The following is a 20,361-nucleotide window of genomic DNA, read 5'->3' as shown; positions in this document are numbered from 1 at the left end:
GCTACGGGTGGCGCCGAGCGGCACCACAGCACTGAATCGGATGGCCTGCTCGATCACGACTTACCCGCAATCCACAGGCTAGCGAAGACGAGCGCCACGATGCCAACCAGGAAGATCGCCAGGCCCTCGGTGGACGGGCCGTACCGTCCGAGGTTGAACCCACCCGGGTCCTGGTCGTGCTTCAGCGTCTCCTGGATGTAGGCGATGATGTCGGCCTTCTGCTCCGGCCGGAGCTGGTTGTCGCCGAACACCGGCATGTTCTGCGGGCCGCTCAACATCGCCGCGTAGATCTGGCGGTCGGTCGCGGGGTGCAGGCTCGGGGCGAACTTGCCCGAGGAGAGCGCACCGCCGCCGCCACCGAAGGCGTGGCACTGCGAGCAGTTGATCCGGAACAGCTCACCGCCGGCGGCGATGTTGCCGTCCTCGCGGAGGTCGTCGCCCTCGGGCACGACCGGGCCGCCGCCAAGCTCCTGGATGTACTGGGCCAGCTGACGGGTCTGCTCGTCGGTGAAGACCGGGGGCTTGCGGTGCGCCTGGGCCTCCTGGCGGGCCAGCGGCATCCGCCCGGAGCTGACCTGGAACTCGACCGATGCCGCGCCGACGCCGATCAGGCTCGGCCCGCGACCCTCGACGCCCTGGGCGTTGCGGCCGTGGCAGGTCACGCAGCTCACGTCGAACAGCGCCTTGCCCTCGGCGGCGGCGCCGGTCAGCTGCGGGTTGTCCTGTGCCTGGGCGCCCGGGGCGAAGACGGTGTACGCGCCACCGGCGAGCATCAGCGCGGCGATCAGCCGGACCGCGGCGCCCAGCCGGCGGCGGCCCCTGCTGCGCACGGCGGGCCGCTCACGCAACCGCGCGAGCAGACCGCGTCGGCGGTCGTTGTCAGAAGTCATGAGCGGTGTCCTTAACCGGTTGGACCTGTCTCAGGGGACGGAGCAGCAGCGCGGAATGTGACGCGCAAGATCACTGGAGCCAGTAGATCATGGCGTACAGCCCGATCCACACGACGTCGACGAAGTGCCAGTAGTACGACACGACGATCGCCGACGTCGCCTGCGCCGGAGTGAACCGGCCCATGGTCGTACGGACCATGAAGATGATGAAGGCGATAAGTCCACCGGTCACGTGCAGGCCGTGGAAGCCGGTGGTCAGGTAGAACACCGACCCGTACCCGTCTCCGTTGATCTTGATGCCGTCGGCGACCAGGTGCCGGTACTCGTTCAACTGGCCGAGGACGAAGATCAGACCCATCACGAAGGTGACGGTGAACCAGCGCCGCAGCGCGTGCACGTCACCCTTCTCCGCCGCGAAGACGCCGAGCTGGCACGTCACCGAGGACAGCACCAGGATCACCGTGAAGGTGGTCGCGTACGGGATGTTCAGCGCTTCGGTGTGCTTCTCCCACTGCTCCGGCGCAGCCGCGCGGATGGAGAAGTACATCGCGAACAGCGCCGCGAAGAACATGAGTTCGCTGGAGAGCCACACGATCGTCCCGACGCTGACCATGTTTGGTCGGGTCAGAGAGTGGATCCGGCTCTTGTCAATGGCTGGGGCCGCAGTCACGCCGTCATTATTGCCCCTGACCGGGGCCGCCGATCAGCGGGGTGGCAAACCTGCGCCTTCCGTGGCCCGAGCGTCAGGGTCCGGTTCGCCTGGCCTAGCCTGAAAAGCGTGCTGCACGTCGATCCGATCTTCGCCGCCACCTCGGCCCCGCCGCCGTTCACCGTCGGCGCGGTGCTGACCGAGACCAGGCTGGACAGCTGGCTGGCCCTCGGCCTGGTGCTCGCCGCCGGCCTGTACCTCTACGGGGTGTACCGGCTGCGCCTGCGCGGTGACCGCTGGCCGATCACCCGTACCGTGTTCTTCCTCGGCCCCGGCCTGGGTGGCATCGCGCTGGTCACTGTCAGCGGGCTGCACGCGTACGACACCGCGCTGCTGTCCGTGCACATGATCCAGCACATGGTGCTCTCCATGGTGGCGCCGATCTTCCTGGCGCTGGGCGCGCCGATGACCCTGGCCCTGCGGACCCTGCCGGTCGGGCCGCGCAAGCGCCTGCTCGCGATCGTGCACAGCCGCGTCGCCCGGGTCTACAGCTTCCCGCTGGTGGCGTTCGCCATCTTCGTGGTCAACCCGTTCGTGCTGTACTTCAGTGATCTGTACCGCTACACCCTCGAACACGCCTGGGCGCACGAGCTGGTGCACGCGCACTTCATCATGACCGGCTGCGTGTTCTTCTGGCCGCTGCTCGGCCTCGACCCGCTGCCCGGCCGCTGGCCGTACCCGGCGCGTGCGCTGCTGATGCTGCTCTCCGTGCCGTTCCACACAGTGCTCGGCCTCACCGTCATGCAGAGCAGCACGCTCTTCGGCGGTGACTGGTACCCGTCGCTCAACCTCGGTTGGGTCGACCCGTGGCAGGACCAGGTGGTGGCCGGCGGCATCCTCTGGGCCGGTGGCGAGTTCGTCAGTGTGACCATGCTCGCGGTGCTCGTGCTGCAGTGGGTCAAGCAGTCCGAGAGGGAGGCCCGCCGGGTGGACCGCGAACTGGACCGCCAGGAGGCCCGCGAACGCGCCGCCGACGCCGCGCCCGCCTGAGCTGCCCGGACGGTACGCCCCGACGCGTGACGCCGGGCGGGATGTCGGCTACGTCACGCCGACCGGTACGATCTGCGGGCAGCTACGAGGTGGGAGTTCCGGCATGACCGATCGTCTTTGCACCGTGTTGCTCTACAGCGACGACCCGCAGGTCCGTGATCGGATGCGGATGGCTGTCGGCACCCGGCCAGCTCCTGGTCTGCAGATCGAATTCGTCGAGGCGTCGACCTACGCGGAGACCATCCGGCTGGTCGACGACTACGAGATCGACCTGCTGCTGCTCGACGGTGAGGCGAGCCCGGGCGGCGGCATCGGCATCGCCCGCCAGGTCAAGGACGACCGGGACGACGCTCCCCCGACCTGCCTGGTGATCGCCCGCGCCGCCGACCGATGGCTCGCCGCGTACGCCGAGGTCGACGCGACGCTGGTGCACCCGCTCGACCCGGTGACCACCGGCGGCACGGTGGCCGAGCTGCTGCGGACGCACGCACCCGCCTGACGTCCCACGCTCCTCCGGCACCCCCACGGCGCCGGATCTCCTCGGCGCCGGTTCCAGCCCACCCGCACTTCGCATGCTCGGGAGGCCCGCCATGGGCGATCGGACCTGGCCGCACCTGCTCAACGCGCTGCTGCGCGGTGACGAACTCTCCACCGCCGACACCGCCTGGGCGATGGACGAGATCATGACCGGCTCGGCGAGCGCGGCGCAGATCGCCGCCTTCGCCGTGGCGCTGCGGGCCAAGGGTGAGACGCCAGCGGAGCTGGCCGGCCTGGTGGAGGCGATGCTCGGTCGCGCGGTCCCGGTGGCGCTCCCGGAGGAGCTGCGCCGTACCGCGCTCGACGTGGTCGGCACCGGCGGTGACCTCGCCCACACTGTGAACATCTCCACGATGACGGCGCTGGTGGTCGCCGGCACGGGTGTCCGTGTCGTGAAGCACGGCAACCGGGCAGCCTCCTCCCTGTGCGGCACCGCGGACCTGCTGGAGTTCCTCGGCATCCCGCTGGATCTCGGCCCGGAGCAGGTTGCCCGCTGTGTCGAGGAGGCTGGCATCGGGTTCTGCTTCGCGGCCCGCTTCCACCCCGGGATGCGGCACGCCGGCCCGGTCCGCCGCGAGGTGGGCGTGCCCACCTTCTTCAACTTCCTCGGCCCGCTGACCAACCCGGCCCGCCCCCGGGCCGGCGCGGTCGGCTGCTTCGACCTGCGGATGGCCCCGGTGATGGCCAGCGTGTTCGCGGCCCGTGGCGACTCGGCGATCGTGATGCGCGGGGAGGACGGGCTGGACGAGTTCACCACCGCCGCGCCGACCAGGATCTGGGCGGCCCAGGGCGGCACCGTACGCGAGGCTGTGCTGGACGCGACGGACCTGGGGGTACCCCGGTCCACCCTCGCTGACCTGCGGGGCGGTGACGCCGCGTACAACGCGGGCGTGGCTCGTCGCCTGCTGGCCGGCGAGACGGGCCCGGTCCGGGACGCGGTGCTGGTCAACGCGGCGGCGGCGCTGGCCACCCAGGGCCCGCTGGACGGCGACCTGACCGAGGCGCTCCGCGCCGGCCTGGCCCGTGCGGCCGAGTCGATCGACTCCGGCGCGGCCGCCGCGACCCTGGATCGCTGGATCGAGACCGCCACCGCCTGACCTCACCACCACCCGACCCGTCGGGCGGCGGCGTCTCGGCCGGTGATCGACTCGGGTTCCTTGAACCCGTGGTGTCCGGGCAGCTCGAATGCCCCGACTTCACTGAAGTCGAGTGGATCACGCGTGAGTGCCGACCGGTGGGCGACGGTGCGCGGAGATTTGTCGGACCCGTCTGGGAAACTACAGGTGAGTAGTTCTCTGCTGCCGTCGGTGCGTCGTTGTCGCATCCGGGGGCGGTCCGCCTGGTATCCGAGAGGAGACGCCCGTGTCGCACCGCGAGCTCTACTGCGACGTCTGCGAGGGCGTGGCGCTGTTCGAGGCGCCGCCCTGCGTCGACAGCCACGGCACCGACTGTCCAGAGCTGATCTGCACCGACTGCGGCGCCGCCGTGGTGGTCGGCACGTTCGCCTTCCCGGTCACCCGGTTGGCCGCCCGCCGACGCCAGCCCGCCCGCCGCGCCGCCTGACCTCAGCGCCGCCCGACGGCAGCACCGCCTCACCGCCCGCGCCGCCTGACCGCCCGCACCGCCGCACCGCCTGACCGCCCGCGCCGCCTAGCCGCCGCGCCGCGCCAGCCGAGCCGAGATGGCGCATGACCGAAGGCCCGCTCCCCACTCGGGGAACGGGCCTTCGTCGTGCCTGGTCGGTCGCGACGGCGACCGGATGGGTCAGTGCTCGGCGGTACGCCGGGTGCCGCTGTAGTACTCGAACAGGAGCCCACAGGCGGAGAAGACGACGGCCACCAGGCCGGCACCGATCAGCCAGTACTGCCAGAACACCAGGCCGAGCGCGGCGATCGCGGCGGCCAGCGCCAGACCGAACGGCCAGTAGCTGCCCGGGCTGAAGAAGCCGACCTCACCAGCGCCGTCGGCGATCTCGGCGTCCGGGCGGTCCTCCGGGCGCAGGTCGATGCGGCGGGAGACGAACCAGAAGAAGCCACCGCACATCGAGCAGAGCAGGAACGACAGCAGCAGGGCGACGGTGCCGACCCACTCGACGCCGCCCGACTCACCGTTCGTCCAGGCGCCGTAGAGGATGGTGGCGCCGAAGAGGAACCCGGCGATGATCAGGAAGATACGCCACTCGGTCTTCATGCGGCTGCCTCAGCTTCCCGTGCGGGCCGGAACGTCGTCCGGGTTGAAGTTGTCCTGCGTCCGCCGCGTGTCGAACGGCTGCGTGGTCGTCGCGTACGGCTGCTCACCGATCGCGGACAGCGCATCCTGGGTGGACTTGCCGCTCTGCTTGGCCGCGAGGAACTGGTCGTACTTCTCCGGCGAAACCACCCGCAGCTCGAAGTTCATGAACGCGTGGTAGCTGCCGCACAGTTCGGCGCAGCGGCCGACGTAGGCACCCTCGGCGTCCAGGCTTGAGACCTCGAACACGTTGCGGATCTTGCCCGGCATGACGTCCCGCTTGAAGAGCAGCTCCGGCACCCAGAACGAGTGGATGACGTCGCGGCTGGTCTCCTCGAACCGGATGGACCGGTTGGTCGGCAGCACCAGCACCGGGATGACCTCACTGGTGCCGAGCGTCGACGCGGTGGTGCGGGCTTCCGTGCCCTGGCCGTCCCGGTAGTTGAACTGCCAGTTCCACTTGAACGCGACGACCTCGACAGTGACGTCCGGGTTCTTCGACAACTTGTCGACGTCGGTCTGCACGATCGCCGTGTAGTAGAAGAGCACGGAGACGATCAGAATCGGCGCGATGGTGTAGAGGAACTCCATCGGCATGTTGTAGCGGGTCTGCACCGGCAGCGCGTTGCCACGCTTGCGGTAACGCACGACGCACCAGAAGATCAGGCCCCACACGAAGACGCCGACGGCGAGCGCGGCGATGCAGGAGGCGATCCACAGGTCGTACATCCGCTTGGACTCCGCCGAGATGCCGCCCTGCGGCCAGCCGAAGCCGTCGAACGTCCGACCGACGTCACAGCCCGTGAGCAGAACCAGCAACGCCACGCCACCGAGACCGAGCCCGGCCAGGCGACCAGCACCACGCCCCCGGCGTCCACCAACCCCTGGGGAAGCGCTGTGCCGTACGGCCGACGGCCGTACCTCCGAACTCCTTGCGACCACCTGGTCCTGCCTCCCTAGCGCGCCGCGGTGCGTCTTTCCTCGGCACCCGCGGCAAAGGCGTCACCGACGGTCGCAGATTACTCGACCATGACGGACTCGGCCGTGGTGGGGTCACTGTCCGACCCCCATCGGGGGGATCCTGGGCATACCGCCGCGATAGCGTCTTGGTCTGTGAAGGCGAGGAGTGAGCCGGGGTTGCGAGCCCCGCAGCCACGAACGAAGGCGGGTCTGTGAGCGCATCCCCGGTCTACCTGGACGCGGCGACCGCCGCGCCGATGCATCCGGTCGCGCGGCAGGCTCTGCTGGCCGCGCTCGACGACGGCTGGGCCGACCCGGGCAAGCTGTACACGCAGGCCCGCCGGGCCCGGCAACTGCTCGACGCCGCCCGCGAGGCCACCGCCCTGACGCTCGGCGTCCGCGCCGACGAGGTCTCTTTCACCCCCAGTGGTACGACAGCGGCCCACGGGGCGGTGCTCGGCGGCCTGACGGGGCGACGCCGGGTCGGGTCGACGCTGGTGCACTCGGCGATCGAGCACTCGGCGGTGCTGCACGCGGCGGAGCGGCACGTCGGCGCGGGCGGGACCGCCACAGTGGTGCCGGTCGACCGGTTGGGCCGGCTGGACCTGACGGCGTGGTCGACAGCCGTTCGGGCCCCGGGGGTCGCGCTGGCCGCGCTGATCACCGCCAGTCACGAGGTGGGGACGGTGCAGCCGGTCGCCGAGGCGGCGGCGGCCTGCGCCGACGTGGGTGTGCCGCTGTACGTGGACGCGGCGCAGTCGGTGGGCCGCGTGCCACTGCCGGCCGGCTGGTCGGTGCTCACGGCGAGCGCCCACAAGTGGGGTGGGCCACCCGGCGTGGGGGTGCTGGCGGTCCGGAAGGGCGTTCGCTGGGAGTCACCCTGGCCGGCCGACGAGCGGGAGGGCGGACGTACCCCCGGGGTGGTGAACCTGCCCGCGGTCGTGGCGGCGGCGGCGAGCCTGCGGGCGGCGGCGGCCGACGCGGCGGCCGAGGCGACCCGGTTGACCGCCCTGGTGGACCGGGTCCGGGAGCGGGTCGCGGCGGAGGTGCCCGACGTCGAGGTGGTCGGCGACCCGGTACTCCGGCTCCCCCACCTGGTCACCTTCTCCTGCCTGTACGTCGACGGGGAGGCGTTGCTGCACGCCCTGGACCGGCGGGGCTTCGCCGTGTCGTCCGGCTCGTCCTGCACGTCGTCCACGTTGCGTCCGTCGCACGTGCTGGAGGCGATGGGGGTGCTCTCGCACGGCAACGTGCGGGTCAGCCTGCACCGGGAGACGACCGAGGCGGACGTGGAGCGGTTCCTGACCGAATTGCCGGGAATCGTCGCCGGGCTGCGCGCCGAGGCCGGGGTGGTGGGGCTGTGACAGCGCCGGACGAGGTGATCGACTGCCGGGGGCAACGCTGCCCGCTACCGGTGATCGCGGCGGCGCGACGGATGCCCGAGGTGCCGGTCGGCACTGTGGTCCGGGTGCTGGCCGACGACCCGGCGGCAGCGGTCGACATCCCCGCCTGGTGCCGGATGCGCGGCCAGGAGTTCCTCGGCTCCGTCAACGGCCCGGACGGCCCCGCCTACGACGTACGCCGCACCCACTAACCCCACCCTGCCCCGCTCCCCGCGATCTTGCAGTTTCTGCGTGGATAAAGGGGTGCAGAAGCCGCGATACGGCGACAGAAAGTGCAAGATCGCCGGGGTGGGGGCGGGGGTTACGCCGGGAGGAGGTGGGGGCGGACCTCTTCTGCCGCGGAGTCGCCGTAGGACTCGGCGAGCCGCTTGACGAACAGGTCGCGGCGGACGTCGTACTCCTGGGTGCCGACGGTCTCCAGGACCAGCGTGGCCAGCAGCGAGCCGACCTGGGCGGCGCGTTCCAGGCCGAGACCCCAGGAGAGCGCGGTGAAGAAGCCGGCCCGGAAGCCGTCGCCGACGCCGGTCGGGTCGACCGCGCGGATCTCCCGCGCGATCGGCACGTGGATCGGGTCGATGCCACGCCCGGCGATCTCCACACCGTGCTTGCCCAGCGTGGTGACCCGCACCTTGACCAGGTCCAGCAGTTGGTCGTCGCTGAGCTGCGCCTTGCTCTGCAGCAGCGACTTCTCGTAGTCGTTCGTCATCAGGTACTCGGCGCCCTCGATCAGCGCCACCACGTCCTCGCCGGGCATCCGGGCGAGCTGCTGGGACGGGTCGGCGGCGAAGGCGTACCCGCGGGTGCGGCACTCGGCCGAGTGCCGCAGCATCGCCTCGGGGTCGTTCGCGCCGACCAGCACCAGGTCCAGACCGCCGAGCCGGTCGGCGACCGGGGCCAGCTCGATGTTGCGGGCCTCGCTCATCGCACCGGCGTAGAACGACGCGATCTGGCACATGTCGGTGTCGGTGGTGCAGACGAAGCGGGCGGTGTGCGCCACCTCGCTGATGTGCACCGAGTCGCAGTCCACACCGTGGCGCTCCAGCCAGGAGCGGTAGTCGGCGAAGTCGGCGCCGACCGCGCCGAGCAGCACCGGGCGCAGCCCGAGCTGGCCCATCCCGAAGGAGATGTTCGCCGCCACGCCACCGCGGCGGAGCACCAAGTCGTCCACCAGGAAGGAGAGGGACACCTTGTGCAGTTGATCGGCGATGAGCTGGTCGGCGAAGCGGCCGGGGAAGCTCATCAGGTGATCGGTGGCGATCGAGCCGGTGACGGCGATCTTCATGTCAACCCTCGGGGTCGGGAGCAGGGCGCGGTCAGCCTACCGGGACGGCAACGCGATGGTCACCGCTCGGTCGGACAACGGCAACCGACCCGCCACGGCCCCTCCCGGACCGGTGCGACAGCCGACCGGTACGGCGATGGGGCCGTCCCGAAGAACGGCCCCATCGTCGCTGGTGTGTGGTGTGACTCAGTTGAACGAGTCACCGCAGGCGCAGGAGCTGCCCGCGTTGGGGTTGTCGATGGTGAAGCCCTGGGCGTCGATCCGGTCGGCGAAGTCGATCGTCGCGCCGGAAAGGTACGGGGCGCTCATCCGGTCGACGACGACCTCGACACCACCGAAGTCGGTCACGACGTCACCGTCGAGCGAACGCTCGTCGAAGAAGAGCTGGTACCGCAGGCCGGAGCAGCCGCCCGGCTGCACGGCGACGCGGAGCCGCAGGTCGTCGCGGCCCTCCTGCTCGATCAGGGCCTTGACCTTCTGCGCCGCGACGTCGGTGAGGACGACGGAAGTAGGGGCCTGGGCCTCGGTCGACTCGGTCTGCGCTGGCGTGGTCACGTGGAAGTCTCCCTGCGCGGTTTGGGTCCGGACGTACTGGCCAACGTCGCGCGCCGTCCAGTGATTCCCGGTTGTGGTCCTCAACCGATGGTACGCCGCCTTGGCCGAGCTCACCCGCGTGGCGTGACCCCCGCCGCAGGTCGACCCTCAGTCGACGCGGGCGCACGGGGGCTCGGGGCGCTCAGCGGCTCCACTGCCGGGCCAGCCGGGCGCCCAGCTCGCGCAACCCCTCCGCGGGCCGGCTCAGCGCCGCGTCGAGCCCGCCGCCCTCCTCGCCGCCGAAGTGCTCCACCAGGCTGTACGCGTCGGTCACCCCGGCCGAGGCGGCCTCCCGCCGGCCGGTGCTCACCTGCCCGGCCACCACCACGCAGGGCACTCCCCGGTCGCGGGCGGCGCCGGCCACCCCGGCGACGACCTTGCCGCGCAGTGACTGGTGGTCGAACGACCCCTCGCCGGTGATCACCAGGTCGGCGGTGTCCAGCGCGGTGTCGAGTCGGGTGGCCCGGGTGACCAGGCCGATCCCCGACTCACAGTCGCCGCCCAGGGCGAGAAGCGCGGCGCCGATGCCGCCGGCGGCCCCGCCCCCGGGCAGCGCGCCGAGCCCCGCCGGGCAGCCGGCCAGGTCCCGTTCCAGCACCGCCGCGAAACGCTCCAGGGCCGCGTCGAGCAGCAACACGTCGGCGCGGTCAGCGCCCTTCTGCGGGCCGAACACGTTGCTGGCGCCGTGCAGGCCGAGCAGGGGGTTGTCCACGTCGGTGGCCGCGACCAGCCGGACGCCGCGCAGCCGTGGCGCGCCGTCCAGCGCGTCGACCGCGGCGAGCGCCGCCCCGCCGTACGGCAGCGCGGCGCCGCCCTGGTCGAGCGGGGTCACGCCCAGCGCGGCCAGCATTCCGGCGCCGGCGTCGTTGGTGCCGGAGCCGCCCAGCCCGATCACTACCGTGCGGGCACCGCTCTCCACGGCGGCGGCCACCAACAGACCCAGCCCGTACGAGGTGGTGGTCTTCGGGTCGCGCTCGGCCGCGGAGAGCAGGTGCAGGCCGCACGCCTGCGCGCTCTCCAGGTAGGCGGTCGAGCCGTCGGCGGTGAGCAGCATCTCACCAGCCGCCGGGCGGCCCAGCGGATCGACTGTCGACACCGGCACCCGCCGGCCGCCGAGGGCCTCGGCGAGCACCTCCACGAAGCCCGGTCCGCCGTCGGCGAGGGGCCGGATCAGCAGATCGTCTCCGTCGGTGACGGTCCGCCAACCGACGGCGACGGCGGCGGCCACCTCCGGTGCGGACAGGGTGCCGGCGAACTTGTCCGGGCAGAGCAGCACGCGCATGCCGAGCAGTGTGGCAGCCCACACCGAGCGAGGCTGCGCCGCGCTCGCGCTGTGGGACCATGGGCTACGTGACTTCGACCTGGGTGGAACCCTCCAACACGGCGACGGCTCTGCTGCTGCTCGGCCGGGGCAGCGACCCCGACACCGAGCGCGGCGTCGAGTGTCCGGGCGACCTGCCGGCGCCCAGCGATCCGGATCTGGTGGCCCGCGCCACCGCCGCGAAGGCGAAGCTGGGCAGCAAGGTCTTCGTGCTGGGGCACCACTACCAGCGCGACGAGGTGATCCAGTTCGCCGACGTGACCGGCGACTCGTTCAAGCTGGCCCGGGAGGCCGCGGCCCGCCCGGACGCGGAGTACATCGTCTTCTGCGGCGTGCACTTCATGGCCGAGAGCGCCGACATCCTCACCACCGCCACCCAGCGGGTGATCCTGCCGGACCTCGCGGCGGGTTGCTCGATGGCGGACATGGCGGTGCTGGGCCAGGTCGAGGCCGCGTGGGACACGCTGACCGAGCTGGGCATCGCCGGCGACACCGTGCCGGTGACGTACATGAACTCCTCGGCCGACATCAAGGGTTTCGTGGGCCGCAACGGCGGCGTGGTCTGCACCTCGTCAAACGCCAAGCGCGCCCTGGACTGGGCCTTCGAGCAGGGGTCGAAGGTGCTCTTCCTGCCGGATCAGCACCTGGGCCGCAACACAGCGGTTCTGGAGATGGGCCTGTCGCTGGACGACTGTGTGCTCTACGACCCGCACAAGCCCGGTGGCGGGCTCACCCCGGAGCAGCTGCGCGACGCCAAGATGATCCTGTGGCGGGGGCACTGCTCGGTGCACGGCCGGTTCACCCTGGAGAGCGTCAACGACGTGCGGGAGCGGGTGCCCGGGGTCAACGTCCTGGTCCACCCGGAGTGCCGGCACGAGGTGGTCACGGCTTCCGACCACGTCGGGTCCACCGAATACATCATCAAGACCATCGAGGCGGCTCCGGCCGGCTCGGCGTGGGCGCTCGGCACCGAGCTGAACCTGGTCCGCCGGCTCGCGCTGGCGCACCCGGACAAGCAGATCATGTTCCTGGACAAGGCCGTCTGCTACTGCTCGACGATGAACCGGATCGATCTGCCGCACCTGGTCTGGGCCCTGGAGGAGCTGGTCGCGGGCCGGGTGGTCAACCAGATCACGGTGGACGCCGACACCGCGTACCACGCCCGGGTGGCGCTCGATCAGATGCTCGCGTTGCCCGGCGCGGACACTCCGCCGCCGACGGTGTCCTGATCACGATCCGTAGCGCTCTTGGTACGCAAAAGTGCCGGATCACCGATTAATGCCACACACGCCGATGTGACCGAGTCCTTTTTCGTCACCGAGGGCTATGCTGCCCAAGCGACGACACACGCGGGCCGTTTCGACATGGCCGCATCCGGGGTAGCGACAACGTTCAGGCGCCCCACCATCAACACGGCAGCACCCGACGCGCTGGAGGTTGCGTTGACCGACGACGTCCTGGTTGTGCACGGAGGTACTCCGCTCGAAGGGCGGATCCGCGTGCGCGGCGCGAAGAACCTGGTTTCGAAGGCGATGGTCGCCGCGTTGCTCGGCGACAGCCCGAGCCGACTGTTCGACGTGCCCAAGATCCGTGATGTCGAGGTGGTGCGAGGTCTGCTCGGCCTGCACGGCGTCAAGGTCACCGACGGCACCGAGGACGGCGAGCTCGTCTTCGACCCGGCGAACGTGGAGAGCGCCAGCACCGACCAGATCAACGTGCACGCCGGTTCCAGCCGGATCCCGATCCTGTTCTGCGGCCCACTGCTGCACCGCCTCGGGCACGCGTTCATCCCGGATCTGGGCGGCTGCCACATCGGCCCGCGCCCGATCGACTTCCACCTCCAGGCGCTGCGCGAGTTCGGCGCCACAGTCGAGAAGCGGCCCGAGGGGTTGCACCTGTCCGCGCCGAACGGGCTGCACGGCACGAAGTTCGCCCTGCCGTACCCGAGCGTCGGCGCCACCGAGCAGGTGCTGCTGACCGCAGTGATGGCCGAGGGCGTCACCGAGCTGCGCAACGCAGCAGTGGAGCCGGAGATCATCGACCTGATCTGCATCCTGCAGAAGATGGGCGCGATCATCAAGGTCCACACCGACCGGGTGATCGAGATTCAGGGCGTGCCCAAGCTGCACGGCTACACCCACCGGCCGATCCCGGACCGGATCGAGGCGGCGAGCTGGGCGGCCGCCGCCCTGGCCACCCGTGGTCACGTCGAGGTGCTGGGCGCGCAGCAGGCCGACATGATGACCTTCCTGAACATCTTCCGCTCGGTCGGCGGCGAGTACGAGGTCACCGACGCCCGCGCGCCGAAGCTGGGCGACCCCGGTCAGGAGGGCGGCATCCGCTTCTGGCACCCGGGTGGCGAGCTGAACGCTGTGGCGTTGGAGACCGACGTGCACCCCGGCTTCATGACCGACTGGCAGCAGCCGCTGGTCGTGGCGCTGACCCAGGCCCGCGGCCTGTCGATCGTCCACGAGACGGTCTACGAGCAGCGGCTGGGCTACACCGAGGCCCTCAACTCGATGGGTGCCAACATCCAGGTCTACCGGGACTGCCTCGGCGGCACCCCGTGCCGCTTCGGCCGGCGCAACTTCAAGCACTCCGCGGTGATCGCCGGGCCGAGCAAGCTGCACGCCGCCGACCTGGTCATCCCGGACCTGCGGGCCGGGTTCAGCCACCTGATCGCGGCGCTCGCGGCCGAGGGCACCTCCCGGGTGTACGGCGTGGACCTGATCAACCGGGGCTACGAGGACTTCGAGGCGAAGCTCGCCGACCTGGGCGCGCACGCCGAGCGTCCGTAACCTCGCTCACCCATCGTTCGGCTACGACGGCTCCAGGTCGCCCTGCGACCTGGAGCCGTCGGTCGCTGTACCGCGATGTGCAGTGGGCGCGGACCGTTGGCTACCCTTGCCGCGTGCCGTCGCTCTTTCGCCGCAAGTCCACCGACCTCGTCGACGAGGCCGTCACCTCGGTGACCCCCGAGGAGACCGCTGAGCGTTCCCGGGGTTACACCCCGGCCAAGGGTCGGGAGACGCCCAAGCGGCCGACCGTCGGCCGTCGCCCGGCCGGCCCCACCCGTCCCCTCACCAAGGAGGAGGAGCGGGAGCGTCGCCGTCAACTGCGCGCCGAGGCGGCGTCGGAGTTCCGCCGTGAGGGTGGCCCCCGCGACCGTGGCCCGGAGCGGCTGCTGGCCCGCAACGTGGTCGACTCCCGGCGTACCGTCGGCACCTGGTTCTTCGGCGGCGCGCTGATCGTGCTGGTCGGGTCGAACGCGGCAATGCCGCCGTTGGTCCGACTGATCTCCAACGTGCTCTGGGGCGCGCTGGCGCTGGGTGTGGTCGTCGACTCGGTGCTGATCTGCCGCAAGATCAGCAAGCTGGTCCGGGAGCGCTTCCCGAAGACCGACCAGCGGATGGGCTCGCTCTTCCTCTACGCGGTCATGCGGTCGATCACCTTCCGGCGGATGCGCGCTCCGGCGCCCCAGGTCAAGCTGGGCGACAAGGTCTGACCCCGGCCTCCCACGCCCTCCAAGATCCGCGCAACAACGGCGAAACTGCTGCCTCAGACATCTGCGGGGCAGCAGTTTTGCCGTAACTGCGCGGATCTTGTCGTGCGTTCATCATGCTGAACGGGTCGTTGTTCGACAGACCGAACGTGTGACCAATGGAGCGAAGGCATGCCTTCGGAACCGACTGCCCCTCTGGCCACCATCGCCGCCGCCCTGCGCCGGGAGCGGGAACGGGTCGGTATCTCGCTGACCGAGCTGGCCCGCCGAGCAGGGGTGGCCAAGTCCACCCTCTCCCAACTGGAGTCGGGCACCGGAAACCCGAGTGTGGAGACGCTCTGGGCGCTGGGCGTCGCACTCGGTGTGCCGTTCAGCCGGCTGGTGGAGCCCGTCGACGACGGCGTACGGGTCATCCGGGCCGGGGACGGGCCGCACGTCCGCTCGGAGCAGGCCGACTTCAGCGGAACACTGCTCAGCGCGGGTGCGGCGCACCTGCGCCGGGACGTCTACCTGATCACGCTTGAGCCCGGCGCGGTCCGAGCCGGGCACGGACACACCCCGCGCAGTATCGAGCACGTGGTGGTCGCTGCCGGCCGGCTGCGGGTGGGGCCCGAGGGGGCACCTGTCGAACTCGAACCGGGCGACTACGCCACGTTCCCCGGCGACGCCCCGCACCGTTACGAGGCGCTCGCTCCCGGTACGTTCGCCGTCCTCATCATGGAGCACCCCTGAACGAGGACGGCGATCCCGCCGCAGCCTGGCGGTCTTCGAGTGCGATAGGGTCGGAGGCCAGATTCGCTTATAGGACCAAATGTCCGAAACCAATGGGATAACGTTTGCGCCGGTGGGCGGCACCACAGTGGCGGTGAGCGAGCCCACGCCGTTACCCTCCATCCGCAGCTACGGCCTGCCGGAGCGGCGATCTGACCGGCACGTGCGGCCCCAGCGCGACAATTTGCAACGAGGTGACAACGCGTGAGCGAGCGGACGCGAGCCGGCCACCGGGGCGTGGCAGGCGGCGACCGGACGCCCAGCGGTCACCCGACGGCGGCTGCGGACACCTCACCCCCGGCGAGAATCGGCCCAGCGGCCGGGTGTGGCGACGGGCTCGGCGGATGAACGGCCGCTACACCGACCGGTGGTCAGACCCGAACGAACCGTCCTGGGTGGGCGAGCCGACCGCCGAGTGGCACCCCCAGTTCCCCGGCCAGCGTTACGCCGGCGACATCGGCATGCCGCACCAGCCGCCACCGCGCGGCCGCGCGACGGTGTCCGGTCGCGCCGAGGTGCCGCCGCTGGCGCCCACCCGCCCGGACGGCACCTACCTCGGCCGGTCCTGGTCCGACGAACCACCGGCGGAACAGACACCGCACGGCCGTTCCTGGGTGGACGACGAGCCAGGCGGGGCATCGGCCTACGGCCGACTCGGCAGCGACGAGCGCTCAGCGGACACGTCCGCCTACGGCCGGCCCGACAGCGCTGACTCCCGCCACTACGACCATGAGCCGTACCGTCGTCCGCTGCCCGAGCCACCCCGCCGCGACGAACGCCGCTCGCCCGAGTCGGACCGACGTACCGCCTGGTCCGACCGACGCCCCGCCGACGAGCGAGGGCCCGCGCGGGAAGCCGCCTGGCACCGGGACCAGCCCACCACCGAGCGGTACGACAGCCGCCGCCCCCGGCAGGAGCCCACCGAGCGGGATCGGGGTTACCGGGGCTCTCCGCCAGTCTCCCCCGCGCCCCGGCCCGAACCCGGCTGGGTGCCCGAGCCGGACGACACACCACGTCGGCGCGGTACACCGGAGCGAACAGCCGCCGGTTACGAGCGGCACCCGGGCGACGGGTACGGCGTCCGACCAACCCGCGACCACGACGGGCGGACCGCCGAGCCGGCCGACCCGTGGGCACCCGTGGACGGCCGCACGCGATACCGCGCCGACGGGTACCCGGACCGGGCCGCCGACGACCTGCGCCGCCCAGAGCCGCGCTACCGCCCGGACGACGGAATCGGCGCGGCGCCCTCACCGAACGGTGGACGACGGCGTCGCCCCGAGCCGGACCTGCCCGACCAGCCGCGCCTCGACGACGACCGGCGGCGGCCCGACACCGACCCGCACCGGCAGCAGCCCCGTGAGGCGGCGGCCCGCGCCGAGGCGTACCCGGACCGGCGACCCCGCGAGCAGGCCCGCCCGGACGGGTACCGCGACAACGGGTACCGCGAGGACGCGTCTCGTGAGGACGCGTACCGCGAGCCCCGGCCACAGCCGGGCCAGCGGTCGGACGGCAGTCTGCCCTGGCCGGCGCCGGGTCCGGTGCGCCAGGACCGCACCTCGGACCGCACCCGGGAGCCCGGCCACCGCACCGACCCGCACCGCACCGCGGACCCACACCGCAGCCCCGAGCCGCACCGCACCGCGGAGCCGTACCGCAGCGCCGACCCACACCGCAGCCCCGACCCGGGCATGCCGTCGCGGCCGGCCGCCCGACCCGACCGGCCGGCGGCCACGCCGTCCCGGCCCGAGGAGCGCCCGGCGGCCACTCCGGCACGGCAGGACGAGCGACAGGTACGCCCGGCCGCGACGGCGCCGCCCGCCTCCGGCCGCGCCATGCCGGTCTCCCCGGAACGACCGGTGTCCCCAGCACCCGACTCCCCCGCCTGGGACCGACCGGTGTCAGCCGCCCCGGCCACCCCGGAACGACCGGTGTCCCCAGCACCCGTCTCCCCCGCCTGGGACCGACCGGTGTCAGCCGCCCCGGCCACCCCGGAACGACCGGTGTCCCCAGCACCCGACTCCCCCGCCGCGCGCGGCTGGGACCGACCGGTGTCGGCAGTCCCGGTCTCTCCCGCCTCCGATCGGCCCGTCTCGGGGCCACCCGCCGCGCGTCTGCGGTTGGAATACCTGCCCGCGCCGGTGGACCCACCCGGCGCCGACGAGCGCCCGGACGCCCCGCCAGCATCGGGACGCCGGCCGCTGGCCGAACCGCCACCGGCATCCGGGGCGCATCCCGCCCCGCCGCCGCGTTATCCAGGCCCGGACACCAGTGACCGTCCAGCGGACCAGCGGCGCGGCGAGGAGCCGGGCCCGGACCGCCGTCGGATCGGCGACCCGTTGGCCGGCACCCCACCGACCGACCGCCGCCCGTCCTCCCCGGACCGCCCGCCCGCGGCCGAGCGGCCGCACCCCGCCGATCGCCGAGTCGTGCCGGATCGACCGGCCGCGCAGCAGCGCCCGTACTCGCCGGAGCGACTGGCACCCACGGCGGACGCCCGCCCGTCGGCGGCCCCGCCACCCACCTGGCAGGCACCGCAGCCACCGACGACCCGATCCGACCCGACCCCGGCAGCCCCGGCTCCGGCCGACCCGCAGCCACCGGCGGCGGAGGTCGCGCCGGTGCTTCCGCCGGCCCCCGGTACGCCGCGCCGCTACGTGCCCCCGCCGCCCTCCGAAGAGCCGGTGGCCCCCGTTCGCGAGCCGGACGGCGTCCCGGGTACCCGCGGGCCGGAAGCGTGGTTCAGCCCCGCTCAGCCCGCCGAATCCGACCAGGCCGAGCCGGCCACGGACCGGCGGTCGTTCGACCCGGTCGACGACGAGTCGACGGCCGGTGACCCCGACCTCTCCGCGACACCGGTCGCGCAGACGTCGACGCCGGCAGCCGACACCCACCTCGACGTGGCCGACGAGCACGCCGGCGGGTCGACATCAGACGACGCATTCGACCCGGTCTCCGCGCCGCCCGCCCACCCGGTCTCCGGCGACCGTCGACTGGGGGCGGACGACCCTGACGACGAGCCGCGGCCCGGTTTCGACACGGGAACGGTGGACGGCGACCAGCCCGTTCCCGGCGTACCTGTCGTCGCGATGCCCCACCAGCGGACCGAAGCCGAGGTCGACCGGGAGTCCTTCACCGCTTCGCCCAGCGAGGACACCGATCCGGTCGAGCACGACCCGACGGACGAACTCGCACCACCCGAGGAGCCGACGGAAGCGATCGACGATCCGAGCGCGAGCCCGGCGGATGGCTCGCGAATCGACGAGTGGCGGGACGACGCGACGCTGCATGTCACGGCCGTGGACGACACGAGCCCGCCCATCTCGGCACCACCGGTCTCCGCACCGTCGGTCTCCGCACCGCCCGCCTCGGTCACGCCCGTCTCCGCTCCTCCGGCATCGCCGGTATCGGCCCCGCCCGCAGCGCCCGTCTCCGCGCCACCGGCGCCGACCGCAGCACCAGTGTCCGCGCCACCCGCCGCAGCGCAGCCGTACTCCGTAGCGCCCGTCTCCGCGCCACCCGCGCCGGCACAGCCGTACTCCGCAGCACCGGTCTCCGCACCGCCAGCGGCCGCAGCAGCGCCCGTCTCCGCGCCGCCAGCCGCCACGCCCATGACGGCGCCACCGGCCTCGACACCACCGCCGGCCGCGGTGCCCGTATCCGGGCCGCCGGCGTCGGTGGTGCCGACGTCCGGGCCACCCGCCTCGGCCGTACCCGGCCCGAGGAGCGGCTCGGACGGGGAGAACGAGCAGGTGTCCGCGCCATCCGACGAGGCGCCATCCGACGAGGCGCCATCCGACGCAGCGCCGCCGGTGGTGACCCGCCCGTCGCTGGCCGACCCGGGCGACCCGGAGCAGGTGCTGGCCGCGTACCGGTGGCGGTTGGACCCGGTCACCCTGCGCGAGGAGTTGACGGAGCCGGACGACCTGCGGGCCATCCGGCGGCGGCTGACCGAGAAGTTGGGCTCGGCGGTCGACAACCGTGCCCGGGCCCGGCTGCTCAGCCTGCGGGCGGTGGCCTCGCGGATTCTCGGCGACCTGGACGACGCGCTGGCCGACGGTCGGCTCGCCCTCACCTACGCCGAAGCCACCGGCGAGCTGCGCCGGACCGCGCTGGCCCAGGCCCGGCTGGCCCACGTGCTGCGCTGGCGCGGCGACTTCGCCGAGGCCGATCAGCTCTTCGCCCAGGCCAACTCGGTCGAGTTGCCCGACCGGCTACGGGCCGCGCTGCACGAGCACGCCGGGCGGTCGTGTTACGACCAGGGGCGGCTCATGGAGGCCTGCGAGCATTTCGAGAAGGCACTCGACCTGCGCGGCGCGGGCGACGCCGAACTGCTGGACCGGGTCCGGATCGCCCTCGACGCGGTCACCGTCCGGGCCGAGGCGGATGGCTTCGGGGCGTACCCCCGGGGTCGGGACGAGGTGCTCGACCGGGACCGACCCCCGTTGCCGGACCAGGACGGGCCGCTGTGGGGTTACACCAGCCAGGACGGCGACGTTGTCGTCCCCGCCCGGTACGCCGAGGCGCAGCCCTTCCACGACGGGTTGGCCTGGGTCCGCCGGCCGGACACCGACCGCTGGTCGCTGATCAACCTGCTCGGTACGACGGTGATCCCGCCGTCCTTCCGGGCCGCGCAGCCGTTCAGCGACGGCCTGGCCTGGGTGGTCGGCGACGGTGGTTGGACGGCGATCGACGCGACCGGGGCGGTGCAGGTCGCGCCCAACTTCGCCGAGGTACGACCGTTCCGTCGTGGGCTGGCAGCGGTGCGGCGCGAGGGGTGGGGGGCTGTCGACCGGACCGGTCGGGTCATCGTGCCCACCCGCTACCACGGCTTCGTCACCGAGTTGGCCGACGGCCAGCAGATCGACGGATTCACCGACGAGGGGCTCGCCGTGGTCGACGTGGCGGGTCGGCGGGGCGTGGTGGACCGCACCGGCACGGTGCTGGTCCCGCCGGCGCACCCGATGCTGGTCATCCACCCGGTGGCGTTCCTGGTCGAGAGCGACAGCGGGCGGTGGGGCGCGCTGGACCGGCGCGGCGTGCCGCTCATCGACCCGGTGCACCGCGATCGCGCCGAGGTGATGGAGGAGATCGACCGGCTACTCACCGACGCCAACCCGGTGCTCTGAGGCACCGGTCGCCACTGGTGATCCACTGGAGCTACTGTCGGTGC

General features: G+C 72.3%; 18 protein-coding genes. 11 read left to right on the top strand and 7 right to left on the bottom strand.

Annotated elements, in window-relative coordinates; genetic code table 11:
• Positions 1–53 precede the first annotated feature (53 nt).
• Together AB0K35_RS19870 and AB0K35_RS19865 are read right to left on the bottom strand one after the other, a co-directional pair.
• Complete coding sequence (locus AB0K35_RS19870; RefSeq protein WP_357362965.1) at positions 54–890, bottom strand: cytochrome c; 837 nt, start codon at positions 888–890, stop codon at positions 54–56.
• A 70-nt stretch (positions 891–960) separates the two neighbouring features.
• The gene (locus AB0K35_RS19865; RefSeq protein WP_091408043.1) at positions 961–1,560 is read right to left on the bottom strand and encodes a heme-copper oxidase subunit III; all 600 of its coding nucleotides are present in this window, start codon (positions 1,558–1,560) and stop codon (positions 961–963) included.
• Positions 1,561–1,659: 99 nt separating this feature from the next.
• On the opposite strand from AB0K35_RS19865, the gene AB0K35_RS19860 reads away from it, so the two are divergent.
• From AB0K35_RS19860 to AB0K35_RS19845, 4 genes are all read left to right on the top strand, one after another.
• Positions 1,660–2,589, top strand: a complete 930-nt coding sequence (locus AB0K35_RS19860; RefSeq protein ID WP_238667491.1) for a cytochrome c oxidase assembly protein — start codon at positions 1,660–1,662, stop codon at positions 2,587–2,589.
• A 103-nt stretch (positions 2,590–2,692) separates the two neighbouring features.
• Entirely contained in the window at positions 2,693–3,088 is a 396-nt protein-coding gene (locus AB0K35_RS19855) for a hypothetical protein (protein WP_091407513.1), read from the top strand.
• A gap of 91 nt (positions 3,089–3,179) precedes the next feature.
• On the top strand, positions 3,180–4,223 hold the full coding sequence (gene trpD / locus AB0K35_RS19850) for an anthranilate phosphoribosyltransferase (RefSeq protein WP_091407511.1): 1,044 nt from the start codon (positions 3,180–3,182) through the stop codon (positions 4,221–4,223).
• A gap of 265 nt (positions 4,224–4,488) precedes the next feature.
• Positions 4,489–4,689, top strand: coding sequence for a hypothetical protein (locus tag AB0K35_RS19845; protein ID WP_357362967.1), 201 nt, complete (start codon positions 4,489–4,491; stop codon positions 4,687–4,689).
• 201 nt (positions 4,690–4,890) lie between these two features.
• On the opposite strand, the gene AB0K35_RS19840 is transcribed toward AB0K35_RS19845, so the two are convergent.
• Positions 4,891–5,316 carry a cytochrome c oxidase subunit 4 gene (locus AB0K35_RS19840; protein ID WP_238667443.1) on the bottom strand — a complete coding sequence of 142 codons (426 nt, stop codon included), beginning with the start codon at positions 5,314–5,316 and terminating at the stop codon, positions 4,891–4,893.
• Between the two features lie 9 nt (positions 5,317–5,325).
• The gene (coxB, locus tag AB0K35_RS19835; RefSeq protein WP_238667444.1) at positions 5,326–6,297 is read right to left on the bottom strand and encodes a cytochrome c oxidase subunit II; all 972 of its coding nucleotides are present in this window, start codon (positions 6,295–6,297) and stop codon (positions 5,326–5,328) included.
• Positions 6,298–6,527: 230 nt separating this feature from the next.
• On the opposite strand from coxB, the gene AB0K35_RS19830 reads away from it, so the two are divergent.
• Entirely contained in the window at positions 6,528–7,679 is a 1,152-nt protein-coding gene (locus AB0K35_RS19830; RefSeq protein ID WP_357362969.1) for an aminotransferase class V-fold PLP-dependent enzyme, read from the top strand.
• The gene (locus tag AB0K35_RS19825; RefSeq protein ID WP_363886747.1) at positions 7,676–7,909 is read left to right on the top strand and encodes a sulfurtransferase TusA family protein; all 234 of its coding nucleotides are present in this window, start codon (positions 7,676–7,678) and stop codon (positions 7,907–7,909) included. Before AB0K35_RS19830 ends, AB0K35_RS19825 begins: the two co-directional genes overlap by 4 nt.
• A gap of 110 nt (positions 7,910–8,019) precedes the next feature.
• On the opposite strand, the gene AB0K35_RS19820 is transcribed toward AB0K35_RS19825, so the two are convergent.
• The 3 genes from AB0K35_RS19820 to AB0K35_RS19810 form a co-directional block, all read right to left on the bottom strand.
• The gene (locus tag AB0K35_RS19820; protein WP_238667447.1) at positions 8,020–9,000 is read right to left on the bottom strand and encodes a carbohydrate kinase family protein; all 981 of its coding nucleotides are present in this window, start codon (positions 8,998–9,000) and stop codon (positions 8,020–8,022) included.
• A 186-nt stretch (positions 9,001–9,186) separates the two neighbouring features.
• Complete coding sequence (gene erpA / locus AB0K35_RS19815; protein WP_030337969.1) at positions 9,187–9,555, bottom strand: iron-sulfur cluster insertion protein ErpA; 369 nt, start codon at positions 9,553–9,555, stop codon at positions 9,187–9,189.
• 181 nt (positions 9,556–9,736) lie between these two features.
• Positions 9,737–10,876, bottom strand: a complete 1,140-nt coding sequence (locus AB0K35_RS19810) for a glycerate kinase (RefSeq protein ID WP_363886935.1) — start codon at positions 10,874–10,876, stop codon at positions 9,737–9,739.
• Positions 10,877–10,944: 68 nt separating this feature from the next.
• Here AB0K35_RS19810 and nadA point away from each other — a divergent pair, with 68 nt between their 5' ends.
• From nadA to AB0K35_RS19785, 5 genes are all read left to right on the top strand, one after another.
• Complete coding sequence (gene nadA / locus AB0K35_RS19805) at positions 10,945–12,144, top strand: quinolinate synthase NadA (protein WP_363886745.1); 1,200 nt, start codon at positions 10,945–10,947, stop codon at positions 12,142–12,144.
• 213 nt (positions 12,145–12,357) lie between these two features.
• Positions 12,358–13,713, top strand: coding sequence for a UDP-N-acetylglucosamine 1-carboxyvinyltransferase (murA, locus tag AB0K35_RS19800; protein ID WP_110564159.1), 1,356 nt, complete (start codon positions 12,358–12,360; stop codon positions 13,711–13,713).
• 113 nt (positions 13,714–13,826) lie between these two features.
• The gene (locus AB0K35_RS19795; RefSeq protein WP_091407492.1) at positions 13,827–14,420 is read left to right on the top strand and encodes a DUF3043 domain-containing protein; all 594 of its coding nucleotides are present in this window, start codon (positions 13,827–13,829) and stop codon (positions 14,418–14,420) included.
• A 168-nt stretch (positions 14,421–14,588) separates the two neighbouring features.
• Positions 14,589–15,149: an XRE family transcriptional regulator gene (locus AB0K35_RS19790; protein ID WP_238667450.1), complete on the top strand. Its 561-nt coding sequence runs from the start codon at positions 14,589–14,591 to the stop codon at positions 15,147–15,149.
• 383 nt (positions 15,150–15,532) lie between these two features.
• On the top strand, positions 15,533–20,317 hold the full coding sequence (locus tag AB0K35_RS19785; RefSeq protein ID WP_363886741.1) for a WG repeat-containing protein: 4,785 nt from the start codon (positions 15,533–15,535) through the stop codon (positions 20,315–20,317).
• Positions 20,318–20,361: the final 44 nt, after the last annotated feature.

The organism is Micromonospora sp. NPDC053740 (assembly GCF_040677775.1).
GTDB lineage: Bacteria > Actinomycetota > Actinomycetes > Mycobacteriales > Micromonosporaceae > Micromonospora > Micromonospora alfalfae.
Note: the sequence above shows the minus strand (reverse complement) of the source record. Positions and strands in the feature narration are given on the sequence as shown.